This window comes from Gemmatimonadaceae bacterium, from assembly GCA_020846935.1.
Taxonomy (GTDB): domain Bacteria; phylum Gemmatimonadota; class Gemmatimonadetes; order Gemmatimonadales; family Gemmatimonadaceae; genus RBC101.
On record JADLCY010000008.1, the window covers coordinates 392891 to 412940 of the forward strand.

The 20050-nt window shown below is 67.8% G+C and carries 10 protein-coding genes; 7 read left to right on the plus strand and 3 right to left on the minus strand.

What is annotated here, in order from left to right:
• The first annotated feature begins 1 nt into the window (after window position 1).
• The 5 genes from IT361_11220 (at window position 2) to IT361_11240 (ending at window position 8829) form a co-directional block, all read left to right on the plus strand.
• A complete protein-coding gene (locus tag IT361_11220; GenBank protein MCC6318250.1) occupies window positions 2–2524 on the plus strand; it encodes a serine/threonine protein kinase in 2523 nt (840 codons plus the stop codon).
• A 224-nt stretch (window positions 2525–2748) separates the two neighbouring features.
• Window positions 2749–4539 (plus strand): trypsin-like peptidase domain-containing protein, encoded by a 1791-nt coding sequence (locus tag IT361_11225; protein MCC6318251.1) that lies wholly within the window; start codon window positions 2749–2751, stop codon window positions 4537–4539.
• 84 nt (window positions 4540–4623) lie between these two features.
• Complete coding sequence (locus tag IT361_11230) at window positions 4624–6030, plus strand: serine/threonine protein kinase (GenBank protein MCC6318252.1); 1407 nt, start codon at window positions 4624–4626, stop codon at window positions 6028–6030.
• Window positions 6023–6970, plus strand: a complete 948-nt coding sequence (locus IT361_11235) for a Stp1/IreP family PP2C-type Ser/Thr phosphatase (protein ID MCC6318253.1) — start codon at window positions 6023–6025, stop codon at window positions 6968–6970. The genes IT361_11230 and IT361_11235 overlap by 8 nt, the downstream gene beginning before the upstream one ends.
• Window positions 6967–8829 (plus strand): protein kinase, encoded by a 1863-nt coding sequence (locus tag IT361_11240; GenBank protein ID MCC6318254.1) that lies wholly within the window; start codon window positions 6967–6969, stop codon window positions 8827–8829. Before IT361_11235 ends, IT361_11240 begins: the two co-directional genes overlap by 4 nt.
• 156 nt (window positions 8830–8985) lie before the next feature.
• On the opposite strand, the gene IT361_11245 is transcribed toward IT361_11240, so the two are convergent.
• Complete coding sequence (locus IT361_11245) at window positions 8986–11487, minus strand: hypothetical protein (protein ID MCC6318255.1); 2502 nt, start codon at window positions 11485–11487, stop codon at window positions 8986–8988.
• 366 nt (window positions 11488–11853) lie between these two features.
• On the opposite strand from IT361_11245, the gene IT361_11250 reads away from it, so the two are divergent.
• Window positions 11854–12630: a carboxypeptidase regulatory-like domain-containing protein gene (locus IT361_11250; protein MCC6318256.1), complete on the plus strand. Its 777-nt coding sequence runs from the start codon at window positions 11854–11856 to the stop codon at window positions 12628–12630.
• A gap of 150 nt (window positions 12631–12780) precedes the next feature.
• Here IT361_11250 and IT361_11255 read toward each other — a convergent pair whose 3' ends face one another.
• Window positions 12781–15582, minus strand: a complete 2802-nt coding sequence (locus IT361_11255; GenBank protein ID MCC6318257.1) for a hypothetical protein — start codon at window positions 15580–15582, stop codon at window positions 12781–12783.
• A gap of 224 nt (window positions 15583–15806) precedes the next feature.
• Window positions 15807–18008 carry a glutamine synthetase III gene (locus IT361_11260; protein ID MCC6318258.1) on the minus strand — a complete coding sequence of 734 codons (2202 nt, stop codon included), beginning with the start codon at window positions 18006–18008 and terminating at the stop codon, window positions 15807–15809.
• Between the two features lie 352 nt (window positions 18009–18360).
• On the opposite strand from IT361_11260, the gene ggt reads away from it, so the two are divergent.
• On the plus strand, window positions 18361–20025 hold the full coding sequence (ggt, locus tag IT361_11265) for a gamma-glutamyltransferase (GenBank protein ID MCC6318259.1): 1665 nt from the start codon (window positions 18361–18363) through the stop codon (window positions 20023–20025).
• Window positions 20026–20050: the final 25 nt, after the last annotated feature.

Consider the following 20050-nt stretch of genomic DNA (forward strand, 5'->3'; position numbering starts at 1 on the left):
CATGACCACGTCCACGCGCTGGATCCGAGTCCGTGAACTCTTTGACGAGGCCCTCGAGGTTCCAACCGAGGCGCGCGAAGCGTGGGTGCGTCAGGCTGTGGGTGGCGAGGACGCGCTGGGCGAGGAGGTGCTTTCGCTGCTCGGGGCGCTCGACCACGCCCGGGCGACCCTCGAGCGGCCAGCGGCGAACGTGGTCGCGGATTCCTTCGACGACAGCGACGAGGCGCTGCTCGTGGGAAAGCGTGTGGGTCCGTACGACATCGTGCGGCTCATCGGCTACGGCGGCATGGGCGCGGTGTACGAGGGGGTGCGCGCGGACGACGACTTTGCCAAGCGAGTCGCCATCAAGTTCCTGCGACCCGGCATGGGCTCGGAGGTGGCGATCCGTCGCTTTCGCTACGAGCGGCAGATCCTCGCCACGCTGAACCACAAGAACATCGCGGCGCTGCACGACGGCGGCGTGACGGTCGACGGGCAGCCCTACTTCGTGATGGAGTACGTCGAGGGCACGCCCATCACCCGATACTGCGCGGACGAACGGCTCCCCGTACGCGAACGGATCTCCCTGTTTCGGCAGGTGTGCGCCGCGGTGCAGCACGCACACCAGCAACTCATCGTGCATCGCGACCTCAAGCCGGGCAACATCCTGGTGACGGCCGATGGCACGGTGAAGCTGCTCGATTTCGGCATCGCCAAGCTGTTGCGCGAGGGCGAGGGGCCGGAGCAGTTGCCGATGACGCGCGGCGGCGTGCGGGTGTTCACGCCCGAATACGCGTCGCCGGAGCAGGTGCGAGGCCTGGCGCTCGCCCCAGCGAGCGACATCTATTCGTTAGGCGTGATCCTCTTCGAGCTGCTGGCCGGTCGGCGACCCTTTTCCACCGACGGCAAGCTGCTGGCCGAGATCGAGCGCGAGATCTGCACGGTGCCGGCAACGCGTCCCTCGGCGGTGCTCACCAGCGACGCGGCGACGACGTTCGGCGACGGTGATGCGCAGCGCGTGAGACGCCGCGTCAGCGGTGACCTCGACGCCATCGTCCTCACGGCGCTGGCCAAGGAGCCGGCCCTGCGCTACGGGACGGCCGAGCAGCTGAACACGGAGCTGCGCCGGTGGCTCGACGGCCACCCGGTGACGGCGCGCCGCGCCTGGCTCGGCTACCGCATGCGGAAGTTCGTCGGTCGTCACCGCTACGAGGTCGCGGCAGTGACCCTGGCGGTCGTCGCCCTCATCGGTGGCATCGTGACCACCGCGCGCCAGGCCCGCATCGCGCGCAGGGAAGCCGCCAAGGCGGCCGAGGTCAACGAATTCATCACGACGATGTTGTCGGCCGCGGACCCGGGCAGCCGCGGCCGCGACGTCACGGTGCGCGAAGTCCTGGACCAGGCGGCCAAGGACGTGCAGCGGCGCACGATGGACCCGGAGGTCGAAGCGCAGATCCGCCACACGATCGGCCAGACGTACAACGGCCTCGGCCTGTACGACTCCTCGGAAGTCCACGCGAGGCGCGCGTACGAGTTGAGACGGCGGGTGTTCGGCCGGCTCAATCCGCTGACGGCCATCACACTGAGTTATGTCGCCGCGGCGGCCGAGGCACGGGGGGCCTTTGTGGAGGCCGAGTCGCTGGCGCGCGAAAACGTGGCGGTATGGCGGGAGATGAAGAAGCCGGACCCCGCGGAACTGGCCACCGCACTCGACAACCTGGCGCGGATGATCGAGCAGCAGGGGCGGCTCGACGAGGCAATGCGCGTGAAGCTCGAGTCGATCAGCATCCGACGTGGCGCCGACTCCGCCAGCCGGGCCAGCCTGCCGTTTTCGCTGAACAACGTGGCGGTGTCGTACCTCTACCAGGGGCGTTTCGCAGAGGCCGAGTCGCTCACGCGCGAGGCGCTGGCCATGCAGAAGGAGCTGACCGGCCCGACGAGTCCGGCCTATGGCGAGTTGCTCAAGAGCCTGTCCTCGGTGCTGGACGAGCAGGGGCCGAGCGCCGAGTCGGACAGCCTCATCGAGCAGGCGGTGGTGGTGATGCGGGCGGCGCTTGGGCCCGAACACCCGAACTACCTGCGGGTGCTCCTCAACCTGGCACAGCACCGGTTCATGCTGGGCGACATGAGGGGGGCGCTGGCCGCGGCCACCGAAGTCGTGCCGCACATCGGGAAGTCGCTCTCCGAGGGGGACGCCACGGCGGCGGCGATCCTCCAGGTGCAGGGTCTCGCGCTCGATTCACTCAGGCGATTCGACGAGGCCGAGGCACCGCTCCGTCACTCGCTGGCCTTGCGGCAGAAGTTCCTCCCGCCGGACCACTGGGCGATCGCCTCGTCGGAGTCCGTAGTTGGCTACCATCTCGCGCGGGTCGGGCGCTTTCCCGAGGCGGAGCGGATCCTGATCGCCGCCTACCGCAAGCTGGTGGACACGCGCGGCGCCGATGCCCAGGTGACCAAGCGGGTCGCGTTTCGCCTTGCCGAGATGTACGGTCACTGGGGGCGGCGGGCCGACTCGGTGAGCTGGGCAGCCAAGGGGCCGGCCTAGCGTTCCCGTGCGCGTGGCGCGCGAGCGAATCGCCCCCCGGGGTGCTGCGGAGCCGGTTCGCTGCCACCGCGATGCCCCCCGCGCCACAGCGTGATGCCCCGACGCGCAGGGCCGCGCTGATCCTTCTGAGCCGTTGCCGACCGATCCTGCGCCTGTCTCGATGAGCGCACGTTGCACCAACCACTCAGCCGCTCGTCCGGCTGACTCTCATCGAGGGCACGACCATGGAACGCGTCATTCTCCGCCATCTCAAGGGATCGAAGGCGAGCCAGCTGGAAGAGTTTCCGTTGCAGCAATTCTCCGAGCTCGTGTTCGGCCGCGATCCCAACTCATCGGTCCGCTTCGATCCGGAGAAGGACGACCTGGTCGGCCGCCAGCACGCCCGGATCGCGCGGGATGCGTCGGACCCGTACCGCTTCAAGGTCGTGGACCTCAACAGCCGCAACGGGACGTACCTCAATAAGCTGCGCGTCGTTGGTGAGATGCCGATCCAGCCGGGCGATGTGATCCAGCTCGGCGCTGGCGGGCCCGAGATCCAGTTCGACCTCGATCCGCTGCCGGCGCAGTACGTGAAGGCGACGCGCCTGGGCGTGGCCGGTGCGGTGGGATCGACGGCCATGGGCGTGAACGAAACGCGCGTTGGCGCGACGGCGGGATCGGCCACCGGCCCGATCGGGGGCGCAGCGGCACCGAATGCCATTGGCAAGGCCACCGTGGAGCGCATGATCGGCGAGACGAAGACCGCCGCCAATCGCAAGCTGTATGCGGGACTCGCTGCCGCCGTCGTCGTGATCGCGAGCGTGGCGATGTGGCAGAAGAACCGGGCCGATGCCAAGACGCGCGAAGCACAGCAGCAGGCGACCGCCGCCGGACAGCGTGCCGCCCAAGCCGAAGCCAAGACGGCCGGCATGGTGCAGAACCTCGCGAGCGAAACGGAGCGGGCCAAGCAGCTCGCCGGCGCGCTCACGCCCGCCGAGATCGCCGACAAGAACGTGGGTACGGTGGTGCAGATCGAGATGGCGTGGCACCTCATTCACACCTCATCGGGCGGCCAGGCGTATCATCTGTTCGTCGCCAACGAGTACAAGGACCGGCGGGGCAAGGTGTTCTCCCTGATCGACGATGGCCGTCGCTCGATCCCGGCGTACATCGCCGTGGGGAACAACAACATCGAGCCGTACCTGACGCTCTCGCAGGCGAACGGTCGTCCGATCGGCGTGGAAGGTGGCGGCACGGGCTTCGTGACCAAGAGTGACGGCTACATCATCACCAACCGCCACGTCGCGGCCAACTGGCGCGCTCCCTACAGCTTCGACTCGCGCTCAGACATCGGCATCCTGGTGAACGGGGCAGGCCAGGCCCTGTTCAACGACGACGGAACGCCGGCCATCGTGCGCCCACCCATGAACTGGATCCCGTCGGAGACCAAGCAGGACGGCCCCAAGGGCACGCGTGGTCAGTACGAAGGCCGCACCGACTACCTCAACGTCTCGTTCCCCAAGAACACGCTGCGCCGCGAGGCACGCGTCGAGGCCGTGTCGGACCGCCATGACGTGGCCCTCATCAAGATCAACTTCCCGGGCTCGCTTCCGACGGTCACGATCCACGACTCGTACAACGAGACCAAGCTCGGCGACCCGATGGTGGTGCTCGGCTATCCCGCGATCTCGCCCAGCGTGCTCCAGGTGGTGAAGCCAAAGGACGGCAGCGGCAACGACGCGCAGCTCCGTGCGGTGCCTGACCCGACCCTCACGAACGGCACCATCGCCAAGGTGATCCGCGCCAGTGATGGTCCGGTGAACGACAGCTACGGCCAGTACAACATGTGGGGCGACTCGTACCAGCTGAACATCAACACGACCGGGGCCGGCAACAGCGGCGGCCCGGTGTTCGATGCCCAGGGTCGGGTGATCGGCGTGTACTCGTGGGGCCGGCAGATGGATGTGCAGGTCAGCTACGCCGTGCCGATCAAGTACGCCCTCGAACTCATGACCATCTCGCCCAACGCTCGATAAGGCGAAGTGATCGGCGGGCGGTCGGGCGCTTGCTCGACCGCCCGTCGTCGCTCACCGCCCCGCGCCCACCACCTCCAGGCCTCCATGCCCACCATCCAGCGAGCGGCAATCGGTCGCTACCGGATCATCGACTTCGTCGGTGCCGGGGGAATGGGGGAGGTCTACCGCGTGGTGGACACCGCCAGCGGGCGGATCGCGGCGCTCAAGGTGCTCACCGCGACGCGCGGCGCCACGATGCTCGAGCGATTCCGCAACGAGGCAAGGATCCATTCCACGCTGCAGCACCGCGGCATTGCCACGATGTACGAGTTCCTCGAGACCGACGGCATGCCGTGCATCGCGATGGAGTTCGTGGACGGCGACACGCTGGAGCAGCACATCCGTGCCGCCGGGTCGCTGGACCAGGATCAGGCGCTGAAGATCTTCGCGGGCGTCGTCGATGTCGTGAGCTATCTGCACGAACGTGGCGTGGTCCATCGAGATCTCAAGTCCAACAACGTCAAGATCGACGATCGAGGCCAGGTCAAGCTGCTGGACTTTGGCATTGCCAAGTCGCACAACACGCCCAAGCTCACGACCGACGGCAACGTCATCGGCACGCTGCACTACCTCTCGCCCGAACAGCTGCGCACCGGGCAGGCTGACGCGCGCAGCGACGTGTGGGCGCTGGGTGTGCTGCTTTACGAGATGGTGACCGGGCACATGCCGTTCGAAGGCGGGGCGCTGGGCGTGGTCACGGAGCGACTGCTCAAGGGCATGTATGTGCCTGCTTCCACGATCCGGCCATCGGTCACGCGCGAGGTCGACCGGATCATCGGGCGGTGCCTGCGTGTGCAGGCCGGCGACCGTTATGCCAACGCCGAGGCCCTGCTCACCGATGTGCGCGTGCTGCTCACCGGGGAGCAGCGTACACGCGGTCTCCTGCGCATCGATCCGGCCACCTCGGGAGAAGTGGGGCGCGCGCTGCGGCGACACGGGCCGCTTGCCGCCAGCGTGAGCGCGGCGGGGCTGGCGTTGGCTTTCCTCATTTGGAGCCTGCCGCCGGAGACCACTACCGGCAGCACGGGGCAGGCGGCCGACACGACATTCGCATTGCCTCCGGCTGAAATCGCCGACACCCCGCGTCCGGAGCCGCGCTCCGGCGAACTCGTCATCGGCAGCGGCACCCTGTCCACCGCCACGATCACTGTACCGGGCGACCTGCACGCAGACGTCGTCTATCAGGGTCGCGTGGTCGGACGCACACCCTTCAGGGTCCGCGCGCCCGCGGGCGCCGAGGTGGTGTTGACGCTTCGCCTGACCGGATATGCCGACGAGCCGATTCGCTTCACGATGACGGTGTTCGACAACGAGTTCCAGCACGTGCTCATGCCCATCGCGGCGCGCGGCGACTCGCAGGGGTTCGCGGCGCGTCAGGATGCAGCTCGGGTCAAGTTCAACTCGCGGTCCGCCACGGCGGGCCTCTCCCTGGTCCAACTCCGCCATGCCTGACGCCCGTTCCCTGCCCGCCGCCCTCGGCGCGCCGGCATTTCTCTCCGCCGGGTGGCTCAGCCGCTGGTTTGGCGGACCACCCCCCGCGACGCCGTTGCGCGCCACGGTGGAGCTTGCCCTGCCTGGCGACGGCGCTCCCGAAGCGCGACTGCAGGTGGGGTGGAGCACCGATCCAGGGTGCGTGCGCGAGATCAACGAAGACGCGATCCGCGTGGTACGCCCGGTGAGCGCCACCGACCTCGCCACACACGGCGTGCTGGCGGTGGTGTGCGACGGCATGGGCGGTCATGAAGCTGGTGAGATTGCGAGTGGACTCGCGATCGAGGCGTTCGTGCGGGGCGCCGCGGCTCACGAACGCGATGCCGCCGCTCAACTCGTGCGCTGCGTTGAGGCGGCGAACCTGGCCGTCTTCGAGGCGGCCCAGCGCGATCGCAAGCTCGCCGGCATGGGCACGACCTGCACGGGGCTGCTACTGCGCGGGGGCGCAGCATACTGTGCTCACGTCGGGGACAGTCGCTGCTACCTGGTGCGTGACGGCGAGATCTTCCTCATGACCGAAGATCACTCGGCGGTCATGGAACTGGTGCGACAGGGCGTGATCACGAGGGACGAGGCACGGCACCATCCCGACAAGAACGTGATCTCGCGCGCGCTGGGCAGCCAGCGGCGTGTCGCCGTCTCGGCGTGGCCGCAGCCGCTGGGGCTCCGCCCGGGGGATCGGTTCCTCATCTGCTCCGACGGACTGTACGACCTGGTGGAGGATGTGGAACTGCGGGACACGATGCTGGGCCTCGACGCCCAGGGCGCCTGCGACGCACTGGTTCGACTCGCCCGTGAGCGCGGCGGCTTTGACAACATCTCCGTGGCTGTGCTCGCGCTTCCGGCGAATGACAGCGCCCGCCCGGTGCGGGAGACGCGCGCCATCGAGGTCGCGACATGATCGGCGCGTCCGTCGGCAACTACCGGGTGGTCGAGCGGATCGGCGACGGCGGAATGGGCACCGTGTACCGTGCGGTGGACCAGATGCTCGACCGAGAGGTGGCGCTCAAGGTCATGCGGCCGGAGTTGTCGCGACAAGCGGCACTGAGTGAACGCTTTCGCCAGGAGGCGATCGCGCTCGCGCGGCTCAATCACCCGAACATCGCGGCCGTCTACGGACTCGAGAAGAACGGCGACGACCTCGTGATGGTCATGGAGTATGTGCGCGGTGAGACGCTGGAGTCGATCGTGCAGCGCTCCGGCCGGCTGGCGTGGGCGCGCGCGTTCGAGCTGTGTCGCGAGGCGCTGGCGGCGCTGGAGCACGCGCACGACAAGGGCGTGGTGCACCGCGACATCAAGCCGGCGAACATCATGCTGGCCCGCGACGGCACGGTGAAGGTCATGGACTTCGGCATCGCGCGCATCATGGGACGCAGCCGCCAGACGCGGGTGGGCGCGGCCGTGGGTACCCCGATGTACATGTCTCCGGAACAGCTCAAGGGGGAGGAGGTGGACGGGCGCAGTGACCTGTATTCGATGGGAGCGGTGGTGTTCGAGCTCGTGACCGGCCGCATGGCCTTCGAGGCCGACAGCGACTACGAGCTGATGATGAAGCAGCTCAACGATCCGCCGCCCCCGGTGCGCTCGATCCTGCCCGACGTCCCGTTGATCGTGGACAGCGTGCTGCAGCGCGCGCTGGCCAAGCGCCGCGAGGATCGATACCGCGATGCGCGCGAGATGCGTGATGTGCTGACGCAGGCGCTCTCACACCAGGCAGCGGCACCGGCGCCGCATCGGCCAGCGCCGGCGACGCGCCTCGCCGCCGAGCCCTCTGGGCCGCCGCCGGCGTCCGAAATCGGCGTGACGGCGGACATGCCAACGGCCTCGTCATCCAGAGTCGCAGAGACCCGACTGGCCCCCGAGCCAGCGGGTCGGGAGATCGAACCTCGCGTCCTGGTGGATGCAGCACCGGCCACACGACTGGCGGTGCCCTCGGCGCCTGCCGGTGGCACGGATCTCACACGCTGGCTGACCGATTGGCGAGCCTGGAGCGCCGTGGCGGCATCGCTGTTCGTGGTCGCCGTGTTCGCCCGCTCGGGGCGTGAGGAGCGCGTGGAGCCGGCCGACCACGATTCGGCCGTGGTCGTGGCAGACACGCCGCGCGCACCGGTCCCGGGTTCGTTAGGCGACACCGCCGGGCGTGCGACCGTGCCGCCGCCACCGGTGACATCCGCGCCCGCCAACTCCATGGAGGGCCTGCGCCCGCTCACGCCAGGCCCGGCGGAGACGCCTCGCGCCACGCAGCCAAACGTGCCCGCGCGGCGGGAGCCACGCCCGGCCGAGACCGAACCGCGTCAGACCGAAGCGACGGCTCCCCAGGTCCGCCAGCCCGATCCGCCGCCCCCTCCACCTGAACGCACGGAGCCGCGCCCCGCCGGGAGCGACGCGCCGCCGGAACGCGGTGAGGATGCCGAGGCCGCGCGCCGCGAGATTGCCGGTGAAGTCGCGGGATTCGCGCGCGCGGTGAGCGCGGGCGAAGAGGGCCGCGTGGGGAGTGTCCTGCGAGCGGGCGAAGAGCTCGAGCGCGAGTGGCTCGGCCTCATGAAGGAGCGTCGGCTGCTCATGGACGTCTCGGGCGCGCCGGACATCGATCTCAGCGGGGCGCGGGCCACGGCACGCTTCTCGGCCATCCTCAACGTACGCTCGGCGTTCGGCGCCAACCGTAGGCGCACCGCCCAGTTTGTCGCCGAGGTGGCGCGCAGCGGCGGTTCGTGGCGTGTGACGAGCGTGCGCCCCGTGGGCGCGATCAGCCTCAAGTAGGAGCCTGCCCCCCCCAGGGGTGGGTCAGAGCGCACCAGCGTGCCCGCGCGACACGCTGATGCCGAAGCAGAGAAGGGTGCTGCGTTCCTCGTTCAGGGCACGCTCTATGGCGATCGCGCCGGACGCGTCGGGCGACCCCGTTGCGACTTACGGGACTCACGGCGTGAGACGGCCCTGCCGATACGCGGTCTTCGTGACGGCTCCTTCGGCGTTCATGCCGTTGCCGACGACCCATCCCGTGGCGGCGACCTGCCACGTGGTGCTCGCGCCCACCTGGAGTCCCCAGCTGTCCTGCCAGCCGTTGACACTGGCGAAGTCGGGAATCGTTACGTCGAACGCGCCGTTGAGCGCCATGTATCCCGAAGTCATCGAGATCGCGGTTGCGCGCGCTGCCTGCACGAACCGCGCGCTCCAGACGTTGTCGTATTCTCCTTGCCGCGAGTAGACGGCGCGCAGGCGTGCGTGGCCGACGGTGGATGCGGTGCTGACGGTCATCGGGCCTGGGGTGCTGGGCAGCACGAGCTGCGTACTGGTGGCGTCGCGCGCCATGGCGGTGATGCTGCGCGCCACCGTGACGAGGGAACCCGAGGTCGTGGTCGCCGTGGCGGTGACCGTGTGCAGGTCACCGGCCATCGTACGCGACGACGGCACGGCGGAGTACGCCACCGTCGACACGCCGATTGCGGTCCCAAGCGAGAGTGCAGCCCCGTTGGCGGTGAGGAACGTGGTGGCTGCAACCCCCTGCTCGCCAACACCGACCCCAACGATCTGCAGCTGGCGTGTCTCCGGATCGAAGCCTTCGCTCCCCGAGAAGTCGATGGTGCCGAGCGACGCATTGTTGGCCGGAACGAACGCGCGACGCAGCAGCAGCCGCTGCAGCACCAGCGGCGTCGGCCCCGCCAGGTCGACCGTGAAGCGCGCCGCTGCCAGGTCGACCGTGCCGGGCGGCACTCCGGTGATCGTGAACGTCGGAGAGGCCTGGGTTGGAGGGGTCGCCGGAGTGGCGCCGCCAACCGAAAGCAGCACCGCGTCGCTGGCGGCGGTCAGTCCGCCCACGGTGCCCGTCACCGTCTTGCTCGTGGGCGCGGTGCACGTCGCCTGACCGCGTGCCTGCAGGTCGACGAAGGTGCCGTAGGCAATGGAGAGAACCCAGGATCCAGCGCTCCCCGGTGTCACCCAGGCCACGCCGCCGATGGTGCTGATCGTGAACGAGTACGTGTTGGTCGCGACGGCGGTCGCCTGCTGCCATGCACCGAAGGCATTCTGATACGCGACCCACACCGGGATGCTCGCGGACTCGCCGCAGAACGTGAACGTGACGTTGCCGGTCCCGACCTGACCAGGCGTGACGGTGAGCGTCACCGTCGTGCTCACGTTCGCGACACCGGTGGCTGCGCCCGTCACGGTGATCTCGTAGCTACCGACGGGCACCGACGCGCCGACGGCAAAGGTGAGCGACGAGCTGTTCTGGGTCGTGACTGGAGCGCCGAACGTTGCAATCACGCCGCCGGGGACATTGCTCGTGGTGAGCGTCACCGGACCAGTGATCCCCGTTCGTACGACGTTGATGGTGGTTCCGCCCGAACTGCCCTGCGCGACCGAAACGGCAGACGGCACGGCGGCGATGGCGATCGAACCCCCGGACGATCCGGCGACCGTGACCGCGAACTGAACGCTGGCCGGGGCGATGCCCTGGCCCGTTCCCTGAACGACGACGTTGTACGTCCCGCTCGCTGTGCCGGTGGCTGCGGTGAAGTTCACGACGACGCTGTTGCCCGTCGTTGGTGTCGCGGGCGTGAACGCAGCGGTGAGGCCGCTCGGCAGGCCCGTGGTAGCGGCGAACGTGACTGCACCAGTGAAGTTGGTGCGGGCGATGGTCACCACCGAACCTTGCGGCGTGCCACCCGGTTGCACGGTCACGGCCGGGTTCGACGTGGAGAGCGCGATCGATGAGCGTTGTGGCCGAATCACTGTGAGCGTGAAACCGGCGCTCACCGCGGTGACCGAACTTCCGCCCGACGCAGTGGCGGCGAGAACGTAGTCACCCGCCGCGGTCGCGGCACTCACCCCAACGGTGACGGTAAAGACATCGCCCGACTGCGCCACCGTGGTGGTGACTCCATCGGGCGTTCCGGTCACAGCGAGCGTCACGGCGCCTGCGAAGTTCGTGCGCGAGACGGTCGCCGTGAACGCCGTATTGCCGCCGGCGATGACGGTGGCGGTGGCCGGGTTGTTGATCAGCCGGATCGACGGTGGCTGCGTGACCGTGAGGGAAACAGCGGCCGTCTGGTCGGCGAGTCCGTTCGCCCGGGCGCGAATGGTGAACGTGTAGTTGCCCGGCGCGACGGTGGATCCCACCGTCACCGTAAGCCCGGTCGTCGCCGTGGCGGCCGTGATCGTTGCCGGATTGAACGAGGCCGCCACACCGGTCGGGACGCTCTCGAGCGACAGGTTGACGACTCCGGTGAAGTTGCCCGTGCGCGCGATCGTCGCCGTGATCCCGCCCGAAGCACCCTGAGGCACGCTCAGCGCCGTGGCCGAGAGCGTCACGCTGAACCCCTGGGGGATCGGGGGCGGCGACGACCCATCGTCACCTCCGCCGCAGGCGGAACCGGTGAGCACGAGTGCGAAGGTGAGACCACGAGCGATACGCGACACGAATTCCTCCGGACGTTCGACGGCAGACTTACGCCGGGGCGGAAAGCAACGGGCCGGCGGCTCCAGAATGAGCAACCGGGCCCGGCCGGAACGTGACGGGCGTTACGGAGTGATCCATCCCTGTTGCTGGTTGGACGCCGGTACTGCCTCCAAAGCCGGGACGCCGCGGCGCCCCGACGAGTTCATCTGGTTCTCCGATTTCCTATGCCCATTCTGCAGTAGCTTCCATGGCAGCGGCATCGCTCGGTGCGTCTGGGACTCCGCTGATCCTGATCAACGGCCTGCTGCTGCACGCTTCGCCGGTGACAGTGCGCTACGGGACGAGCTGCGAACCGCAATACAACGAGCAGCGCGTGGGAGGTAGTCATGAGGTATTCAACGCTGTTGCTGCTGGTGGCTGGATTCCCGAAATGTGCGCTGGCACAGGTCGCCGTCGGAACGATTCGCGCGGGCGAGAGTCGAAGCCCCTTGTCGGGGGCGTTTGTTGCGCTTCTGGATACTTCGGCGAGCGTGGTAGGTGGCGTTTCAACCGACGACCGAGGCAGGTTCACCCTGCACGCGCCCGAGCCAGGCACCTTTGCGCTGATGGCGCGCCATCCTGGTTACCAGCGCACCATCACGGCCTGGTTGCAGTTCGGCGCACTCGACTCCCTGGAAGTCAACATCTCGCTCGCCGCTACCGCGCACACACTGTCGCCTATCGTCGTCACGACTCAGCGGCAGGAGCTCCTCGACATGGAGCTCAAGGGCGTCGCGCTGAGGACGGTGAACGGTACGTTCGTCACGCAGGCAGAAATCGAGTACAGCGCGGTCGGCACGAGACGCCTGACGGAAGTCATTCAGAACCTGCGCATTCCATCGCTGTCGCTGCGGCACTACCGCATAAGTACCGGGGACCCGCGGCTGGACGGAGACCGCACCTGCCTGGTGCTCACCCGCGCGGCGCGCAACGCATGTGTCACCGTGGTCATCGATGGCTTGCGCTACACCGACCTCGATGACCTGCTGCACCTGGACGACTTCATCTCACCCGAACAGGTGAAGGCGATGGTCTTCGTCCGGCCCTCGGAGAGTGGATCACTGTTCGGGTCGGAGTCGACCAATGGTGTCTTGCTGATCATCACGAAGACCGGGGCGCGCTGAGTACGTCGCACTCGCGATCGCCCCTGCGGGGTGACCGCAAGCACTCGAGACGGATGGACGCCCAGGGACAGGCGCCATCTGCGACCACCAAGCAAGAGGCCCGGCCGCTCCAGCAGGGAGCAACCGGGCCTCTGTGCTGTTTGATGGAGGTTACGGCGTGATCGATCCCTGTCGCTGCGCGGTTCGGAAGCTGCTGCCCTCGACGTAGAGGCCCGTGAGGTTGATGAAGCCCGTCATCGCCACGCCCCATGTGGTGGAAATGCCGGCCTGCGGCCCCCACGTGTTCTGCCAGCCCGTGACACCCGAGAAGTCGGGGATGGTCACGTCGAACGCCGACTGGAACGCCATGTAGCCCGGCTGCACGACCATCGAGACGCTGCGATTGGGTTGTCCGAAGAACGCGTTCCACGCGTTGTTGTATTCGGTCTGACGCGCCGTGTTGGTGCGGATCCTGGCGTAGCCGCTGGTGGAGACCACGGAGACCGCCGGCGTATTGAGCTGCGGCCCGAGCGTCAGCGTCTGGTTGGCCGGGTCGCGGAACGCGTTCCAGATGGCGCGAATGGATGTCGCGCCGCCACCGGTGGTGGTGCCCATGGCCACGAGCACATTCACGTCGCCGGCGAGCGACTTGTTGGTGGGCACGGTGGGCACGTTGTACGTGTTGCCGGTGAGGCCACCCAGCCCCAACAACGCGAACGTGCCGTTGGTGGTGAAGAAGTAGTTGAACGCCTGCAGCATCTCGCCACCCGCGGCGCCTGCGATCGTCACCTGCCTGGTCACCGGGTCGAAGGCCTCGCTGCCGCCAAAGTCCAGTGTGCCGAGTGAGCTGTTGTTCGCGAGGTTGAGATCCCGGCGAATGATGGCCTTGTTCACGTTCAGGCCGCCGGTCGTGATGTTGATCGTGCTGCGCGTGGCGACGAGGTCACGGTTGCCGTCCTGCACGTTGTTGAGCGTGAAATTGGGGCTCGTGGACTGAACCGACGCCGCGGCCGCGCCGAGCTGCACGGACGCCAGGTCCAGGGCGCCGGAAAGCCCGGCCACCGTGCCGGTGATCGTCTTGCCCGTGCCCGATCCCACGCACGCGCCGTTGGTGGACTGGGCGTTGAGCTCGGCGCGCGTGCCGTACACCACGTTGAGCTGCGACGCACCGCCTGACTGCGTGACGTAGGCGACCGCCCCTGCGGTGGCGATGCTGAACGTGAACACGTTGTTGGGGCCGGCGCTGACGCGCGTCCACGGCGCGTCCGCGTCACCATCCTGCACGGCAAACCACACCGGGATGCCGACCAGATTGCAGAACTGCCAGCTCGCGTTGCCGCCGGTCGTGGCCTGCGACACCGAGACGGTCAGCGTTGCCGTCGCACTCGTGACTCCGCTGCCACTGGCGGTGACGGTCACCGGATAGGCGCCCGGTGCAACACCCGACGCGACGCCAACGTTCAGGTTGACGGTGTTCCCCGACGTCGGTCCGGAGTTCGTGACCGTGATGCCCGCTGGCTGGCCGGTGGCCGCCAGGGTCACGGTGCCGGTGAAGTTCGTCCGGGTGATGGTGGCGACCGAAGCGCTCGAGCCCCCTTGCTGAATCGACACCGTCGACGGCGAGAGGCTGAGCCCGATGCTCGACGCCAGCGCGACCACCTGGAGCTGCACCGTAGTCGTCGCGTTCGCGATGCCTGTTCCCGATCCGGTGATCGTCACCGGATACGTGCCGGGCGTCGTGCCAGCGGCGGCGGTAAAGGTGATCGTGGCTGTGTTCCCCGTGGTCGCCGAGGGCGTGGTGGCCGACGAGATGCCGCCAATGCCGCCCGTGTTGGGCGCGATGGTCACCTGACCCGTGAAGTTGTTGCGCGTGATGGTGATCGTGGTGGTCGCCGAGTTGCCACCCGCGGTGGCGATCAGCGACGCCGGCGATGCGGCGAGCGAAATGCTGCTGGCCGGTGCTGCCGTGATGGTGAGCGCGATCGTCACCGTGCCGGCCGTGGCGCCAGCGCCGGCGCCCTGAATCACGACGTTGTATGTGCCCGGTGTGGTGTTCACTTGCGACTGGAACGACACGGTCACGGAGTTCGTGGTCGTCGGACCCTGCGGAGTGAACGTCGCCGTGACGCCGCTGGGGAGGCCGGACTGCACCGCCGTGACGACGCTCCCGGTGAAGTTGGTGCGCGTGATCGTCAGCGTGCTCGCCTGGGCCGCGCCTCCAGCCTGCATGGTGATCGAAGCCGGTGTGGCGGTGAGGGCGATGCTGGCAGCAGGCGCCGCCGTCACCGTGAGCGTGTACGCCGCGCTGACCGTGGTGACGCCCGTGCCGCTCGCAGCGATGGTCAGAGGATAGGCGCCCGGCGTCATGATCGGGCTCACGGCGAGCGTCACCGTGTACACATCACCCGCGCTGCTCACGCTGGGCGTGATACCTGTCGGGGCACCGGTAACCGCCACCGTGACCGCGCCCGCGAAGTTGGTACGCGCGATGGTCGCCGTGACGGTGGCGTTGGTCGACTGTTGTGCGCTGCCCGTCGCGCCCGAGAGTGTCAGGGCAATCGCCGGCTTGGCCGTGACCGTGAGCGTGAACGTCGCGGATTGACCGGCGACACCTGTGGCCGAACCGCTCACCGTGAACGGGTAGTTGCCAGGCGCCACCGTCGCGGCCACGCCAACCGCGAGGGTGGTGGACGTGGTGCCAACAGCGATCGCCGACGGATTGAACGTGGCGGTGACACCGGTCGGGAGACCGGAGACAGCAAGGTTGACTGTGCCGGCGAAGGAACCCGTGCGCCCGATCGTCGCCGTTATGCTCCCCGAAGCGCCTTGCTCCACGGAGAGGGTCGTGGACGACAGCGACACCGTGAAGCCGGCGGGGGTTGGAGTAGGCGTTGTGGTACCATCGCCACCACAGGCGACGAGGAGGGCCGCGAGGAACGCGAGCGGCAGACGGGAACGGCGGACTGGTGACACGAAGGGCCTCCGGAGGCTCTTGGGATGCACGCGGCGGGAACGTTGTTGACGTGACAGCGAGAACTTCACGTCAAGAACACATTGCGAAAAAGCGGGGAGGGGACGGGCACGCTACGCGCCCGTGACGGAGAATGGAGCGAACTGGTGCGCTCCCCGCAAGAAGGACGCCGGGCACCCTCTAACAGGGTGCCCGGCGTCTGGACCAAAGATTCAGACGGGTGCTGTCAGACCGGGAAGAGCATCTCCCGGTACTTGGGCAGCGGCCAGGCATCATCGGCCACGAGCACCTCGAGTGCGTCACTCGCCGCGCGCACCTCGGCCAGGGCATCGGCGCCCTCGCCCGTCACCAGCACCGCGCAGGCCTCGAGCTTGTCGTGCAGGCGCTCCGCCCTGTCGATCAGCTTCGACAACGTGTCGCGCCCTGCCTTGAGCTTCTTGGCCAGCACACCGATCTCGTTGGCTCGCTCGACCTGCGGAATCTCCTTGATGCCGGCCGCCTTCGCTTCGGCCGCACTCCGCGCCAACGTGCCCTGATAGGCATACGCCGCCGGCAGGATCATCGTGTCGGCGATCTCCTTGAGCGTGTGCATCTCGATGAGCATGTCCTTCACGTAGCGCTCCATGCGCACGTGGTAGCGCGACTCGAGTTCTTCCTTTGAGAGGATACCGAGGGTGGTGAAGAGCTTCTTGGCGCCAGGCGTCTGGAGCTGAGCGAGCGCCTCCGGCGAGCGGCGCAGGTTGAGGAGTCCGCGCTTCGCCGCTTCCCTGACCCACTCGTCGGAGTAGTTGTTGCCCTCGAAGCGCACTGCACTCGTCGACCGGAAGACGGTGCGAACGACCTTGAGCACGGCGTCATCGACCTTCTTCGTCTTCTTCAGTTCCTCGGCGAGCTTTTCGGTCAGCTCCTCGATCGCCTCGGCCACCGCGGCATTGAGGATGGTCACTGGCCACGCAATGGCCTGCGACGCACCCACCGCCCGGAACTCGAACTTGTTGCCGGTAAAGGCAAACGGCGACGTGCGGTTGCGATCGGTATTGTCCTTCTCGATCTCGGGCAGCTTGTTCACGCCTAACGAAATCAACGCTTCGGCCGCCCCCTTGCCCGCCTGCTTGCCCGCCGCGATGTCCTCGATGAGCTGGGTCAGGGTCTTGCCCATGAACACCGAGATAATCGCCGGTGGCGCCTCGTTGGCGCCCAGCCGGTGTTCGTTGCCGGAGGTCGCAATGCCGGCGCGGAGCACGCCGGCGTGCTTGTGCACACCCTTGAGCACCGCGGCCAGAAAGAGCAGGAAACGCACGTTCTGGTGCGGTGTCTTGCCCGGGCGCAGCAAGTTGAACCCGTCGAGCTCACCGTCGGCCGCAATCGACATCGACCAGTTGCAGTGCTTGCCCGAACCGTTCACGCCGTCGAACGGCTTCTCGTGCACGATCGCCTGCAGTCCGTGACGCATGGCCACGCGTCGCAGGATCGACATAACGAGCTGGTTGTGATCGACCGCCAGGTCGGTCTCCTCGAACAGCGGCGCCATCTCGAACTGCGAGGGCGCGACCTCGTTGTGGCGCGTCATGATGGGAACGCCGAGCTTGTACAGCTCGTGCTCGACTTCAGCGATGCACGCCTGGATACGTTCGGGGATGCCGCCGAAGTAGTGGTCCTCGAGCTGCTGACCACGCGGAGGCGGCGCTCCGACGAGCGTACGGTTGGCCATCACCAGGTCCGGCCGCAGCGCGAAGTGCGTACGGTCGATCAGGAAGTACTCCTGTTCCGGGCCAAGCGTGGTGTAGACGCGCTGCACGCCCTTGTCGCCGATGAGCGCCAGGAGCCGGATCGCCTTCTCGCTCAGCACATCGCTCGAGCGCAGCAGCGGCGTCATCTCGTCGAGCGCCTCGCCGTTGTAGCCGATGAACACCGACGGAATGCACAACGTCCGCACGCTCCCCGACTCGACGATGAACACCGGCGAGGCGGGGTTCCACGCCGTGTAGCCGCGCGCCTCCCAGGTCGCCCGAAGTCCGCCCGACGGGAACGACGACGCATCCGGCTCGGACTGGATCAGCTGCGCGCCGGAAAACGTCTCGATCGGCGACTTGCTCTCGTCGAAGCCAAGGAATGCGTCATGCTTCTCCGCGGTCATGCCGGTCTGCGGAAGAAACCAGTGCGTGAAATGCGTCGCGCCGCGCGAGATCGCCCACTCCTTGATGGCCTGTGCGACCGTCGGCGCAATCTCCACGTCGAGCTTCTTGCCGAGTCGAATCGCGGCCTGGAGCTTGGCGAACGCATCCTTGGGCAGCTTGGTGCGCATCTGGCGCGCGCCAAAGGTGTTGATGCCGAAGATCTCGGCGATGGATCCTGCACCATTGGTCGCCGCCGGCGCCGGCCGGCCTGCGATCGCGGCGACTGCTGCCTTTCGGGACGTGCTTGGCATGTTCGAGGGGTGAATGGGCTCTGCAAAGGCACTTCAAGAGCGGAGAGCGAGGACTGTGCCAGGAATCCTATCTGTCCACGAAATGGTGCATGAAGAACAGAAAACGTGACACAGAAGCGAAAAAACCTATCCAAACCTGTCCAAGCGCGCAACGAATCGTGCAAGAATGACACAAACTCCGGTTCACCGCGACACGCCGAGGCCCGCGAGCCTGGGATGGCCATGGCCGAGTGCAGCGCAACCCCTTTTCCTGCAATCAGTTGGTGGACCGCAACGTCACCCGACGCGCGAACGACGGGGGCGGTGTACTATCGACCTTCGCGCCGCCGTCACCCTTTTCCCTCCCCCCGCCATGCCGTTCTCAAGGTCCTGCACGCTAAGCGGCGCCCTGCTCGCCGCGCTCGCCGTTCCGGACGTCGCGGCACATGGGCAGATGATGCGACCGGACGTGGTCGGACGATCGGCCGCACTCTCCTCGGATCATGCGCTTGCCACAGCGGCCGGCGCGGCGGTGCTGCAACGTGGTGGCAACGCGATGGACGCCGCAATCACCATGGCTGGCGTGCTCGCCGTGGTGCGGCCTCATATGAATGGCGTGGGCGGGGACCTGTTCCTCCTCTACCGGGACGCCAAGACCGGGCGCGTGCATGCGCTCAACGGATCGGGAGCCGCGGGCACCGGCGCCACTCCAGAGACCTTCGCCGCGCGTCACCGCACGACCGTGCCGAGCACCGGCATCATGTCGGTGTCCGTCCCCGGGGCAGTCCGCGCCTGGGAAGATGCGCTCGCCCGATACGGAACGATCACGCTCGCGCGGGCGCTCGCGCCGGCGATCGGCTACGCGGAACAGGGGTTCCCGGTGTCGACGCGCTTGTCGCTGGACATCGCCGGTGAGCAGCGCAAGGTGGCCGCCGATCCCGAACTCGCCCGAACGTTTCTCGTGAACGGCCAGGCGCCGGCGCCGGGTACGCTCCTGGTCCAGAAAGATCTGGCCGCCACGCTTCGACGACTCGCACGCCTTGGGGCAAACGAACTCTATCGCGGACGACTCGCGCGCGACGTGAGCGCCTTCATCGAGCGGGAGGGCGGCTTCGTGACGGCATCGGATCTCGCCGCCCATCGCTCCGAGTGGACGACGCCGATCCGCACGACCTACCTCGACCACACCGTGCTCGCGTTCCCGCCCAACACGCAGGGCGTCACGTTCCTGGAGATGCTCAACATCGCCGCCCAGGAGGATCTGGCGGCAATGGGCCACAACTCGACGGACTACATCCACACGCTCGTCGAGGGAGCCAAACTCGCGTATGCCGACCGTGACCGGTTCGTCGCCGACCCGCGGCGCGTGGCCGTACCGACCGACCGGCTGTTGTCGCCGAGCCACGCGCGTGAGCTGGCGCAGCGCATTCGGAAGGACTCGGTGGTCGCGCCGGCGGCGAGCGCCGACCGCGACGGCAACGGAGACACGGTCTACCTCGCCGTGATCGACAAGGACGGCAACGCCGTGTCGCTCATCCAGAGCCTCTTTGCCGGATTCGGCAGCGGGCGGATGGTGCCCGGCACCGGCATCGTGCTTCACAACCGCGGATCGCTCTATTCGCTGGACCCGTCCCACCCGAACATCATCGCACCGGGCAAGCGGCCCTTCCACACGCTGAGTCCGGCCATGGTGCTCGACGCGGACGGGTCGCTGGCGATGGTGCTTGGTACGCCCGGGGGTGACGGTCAGCCGCAGACGCTCATTCAGATCCTGAACAACGTGCTGCGCTTCGGGATGACGCCGCAGCAGGCGATCGAAGCCCCACGCTGGCGGGCATACGGACGCGGACGACTCGGCGTGGAGCCGGGCGTGAGCGCCGAGGTAAGAGCGGCACTCACTCGGCGAGGACATCAGGTGGAGGGGCAGCCGCCGAGTGCGGAGTTCGGCGGCGCACAGATGATCCTCGTTCATCCGCGATCGCGCGCACTCTTCGTGGGGTCTGATTACCGGCGCGAGGCGTACGGCGCGGCGTGGTGAGCGCGCAGCGCAGGGCCGACGCGCG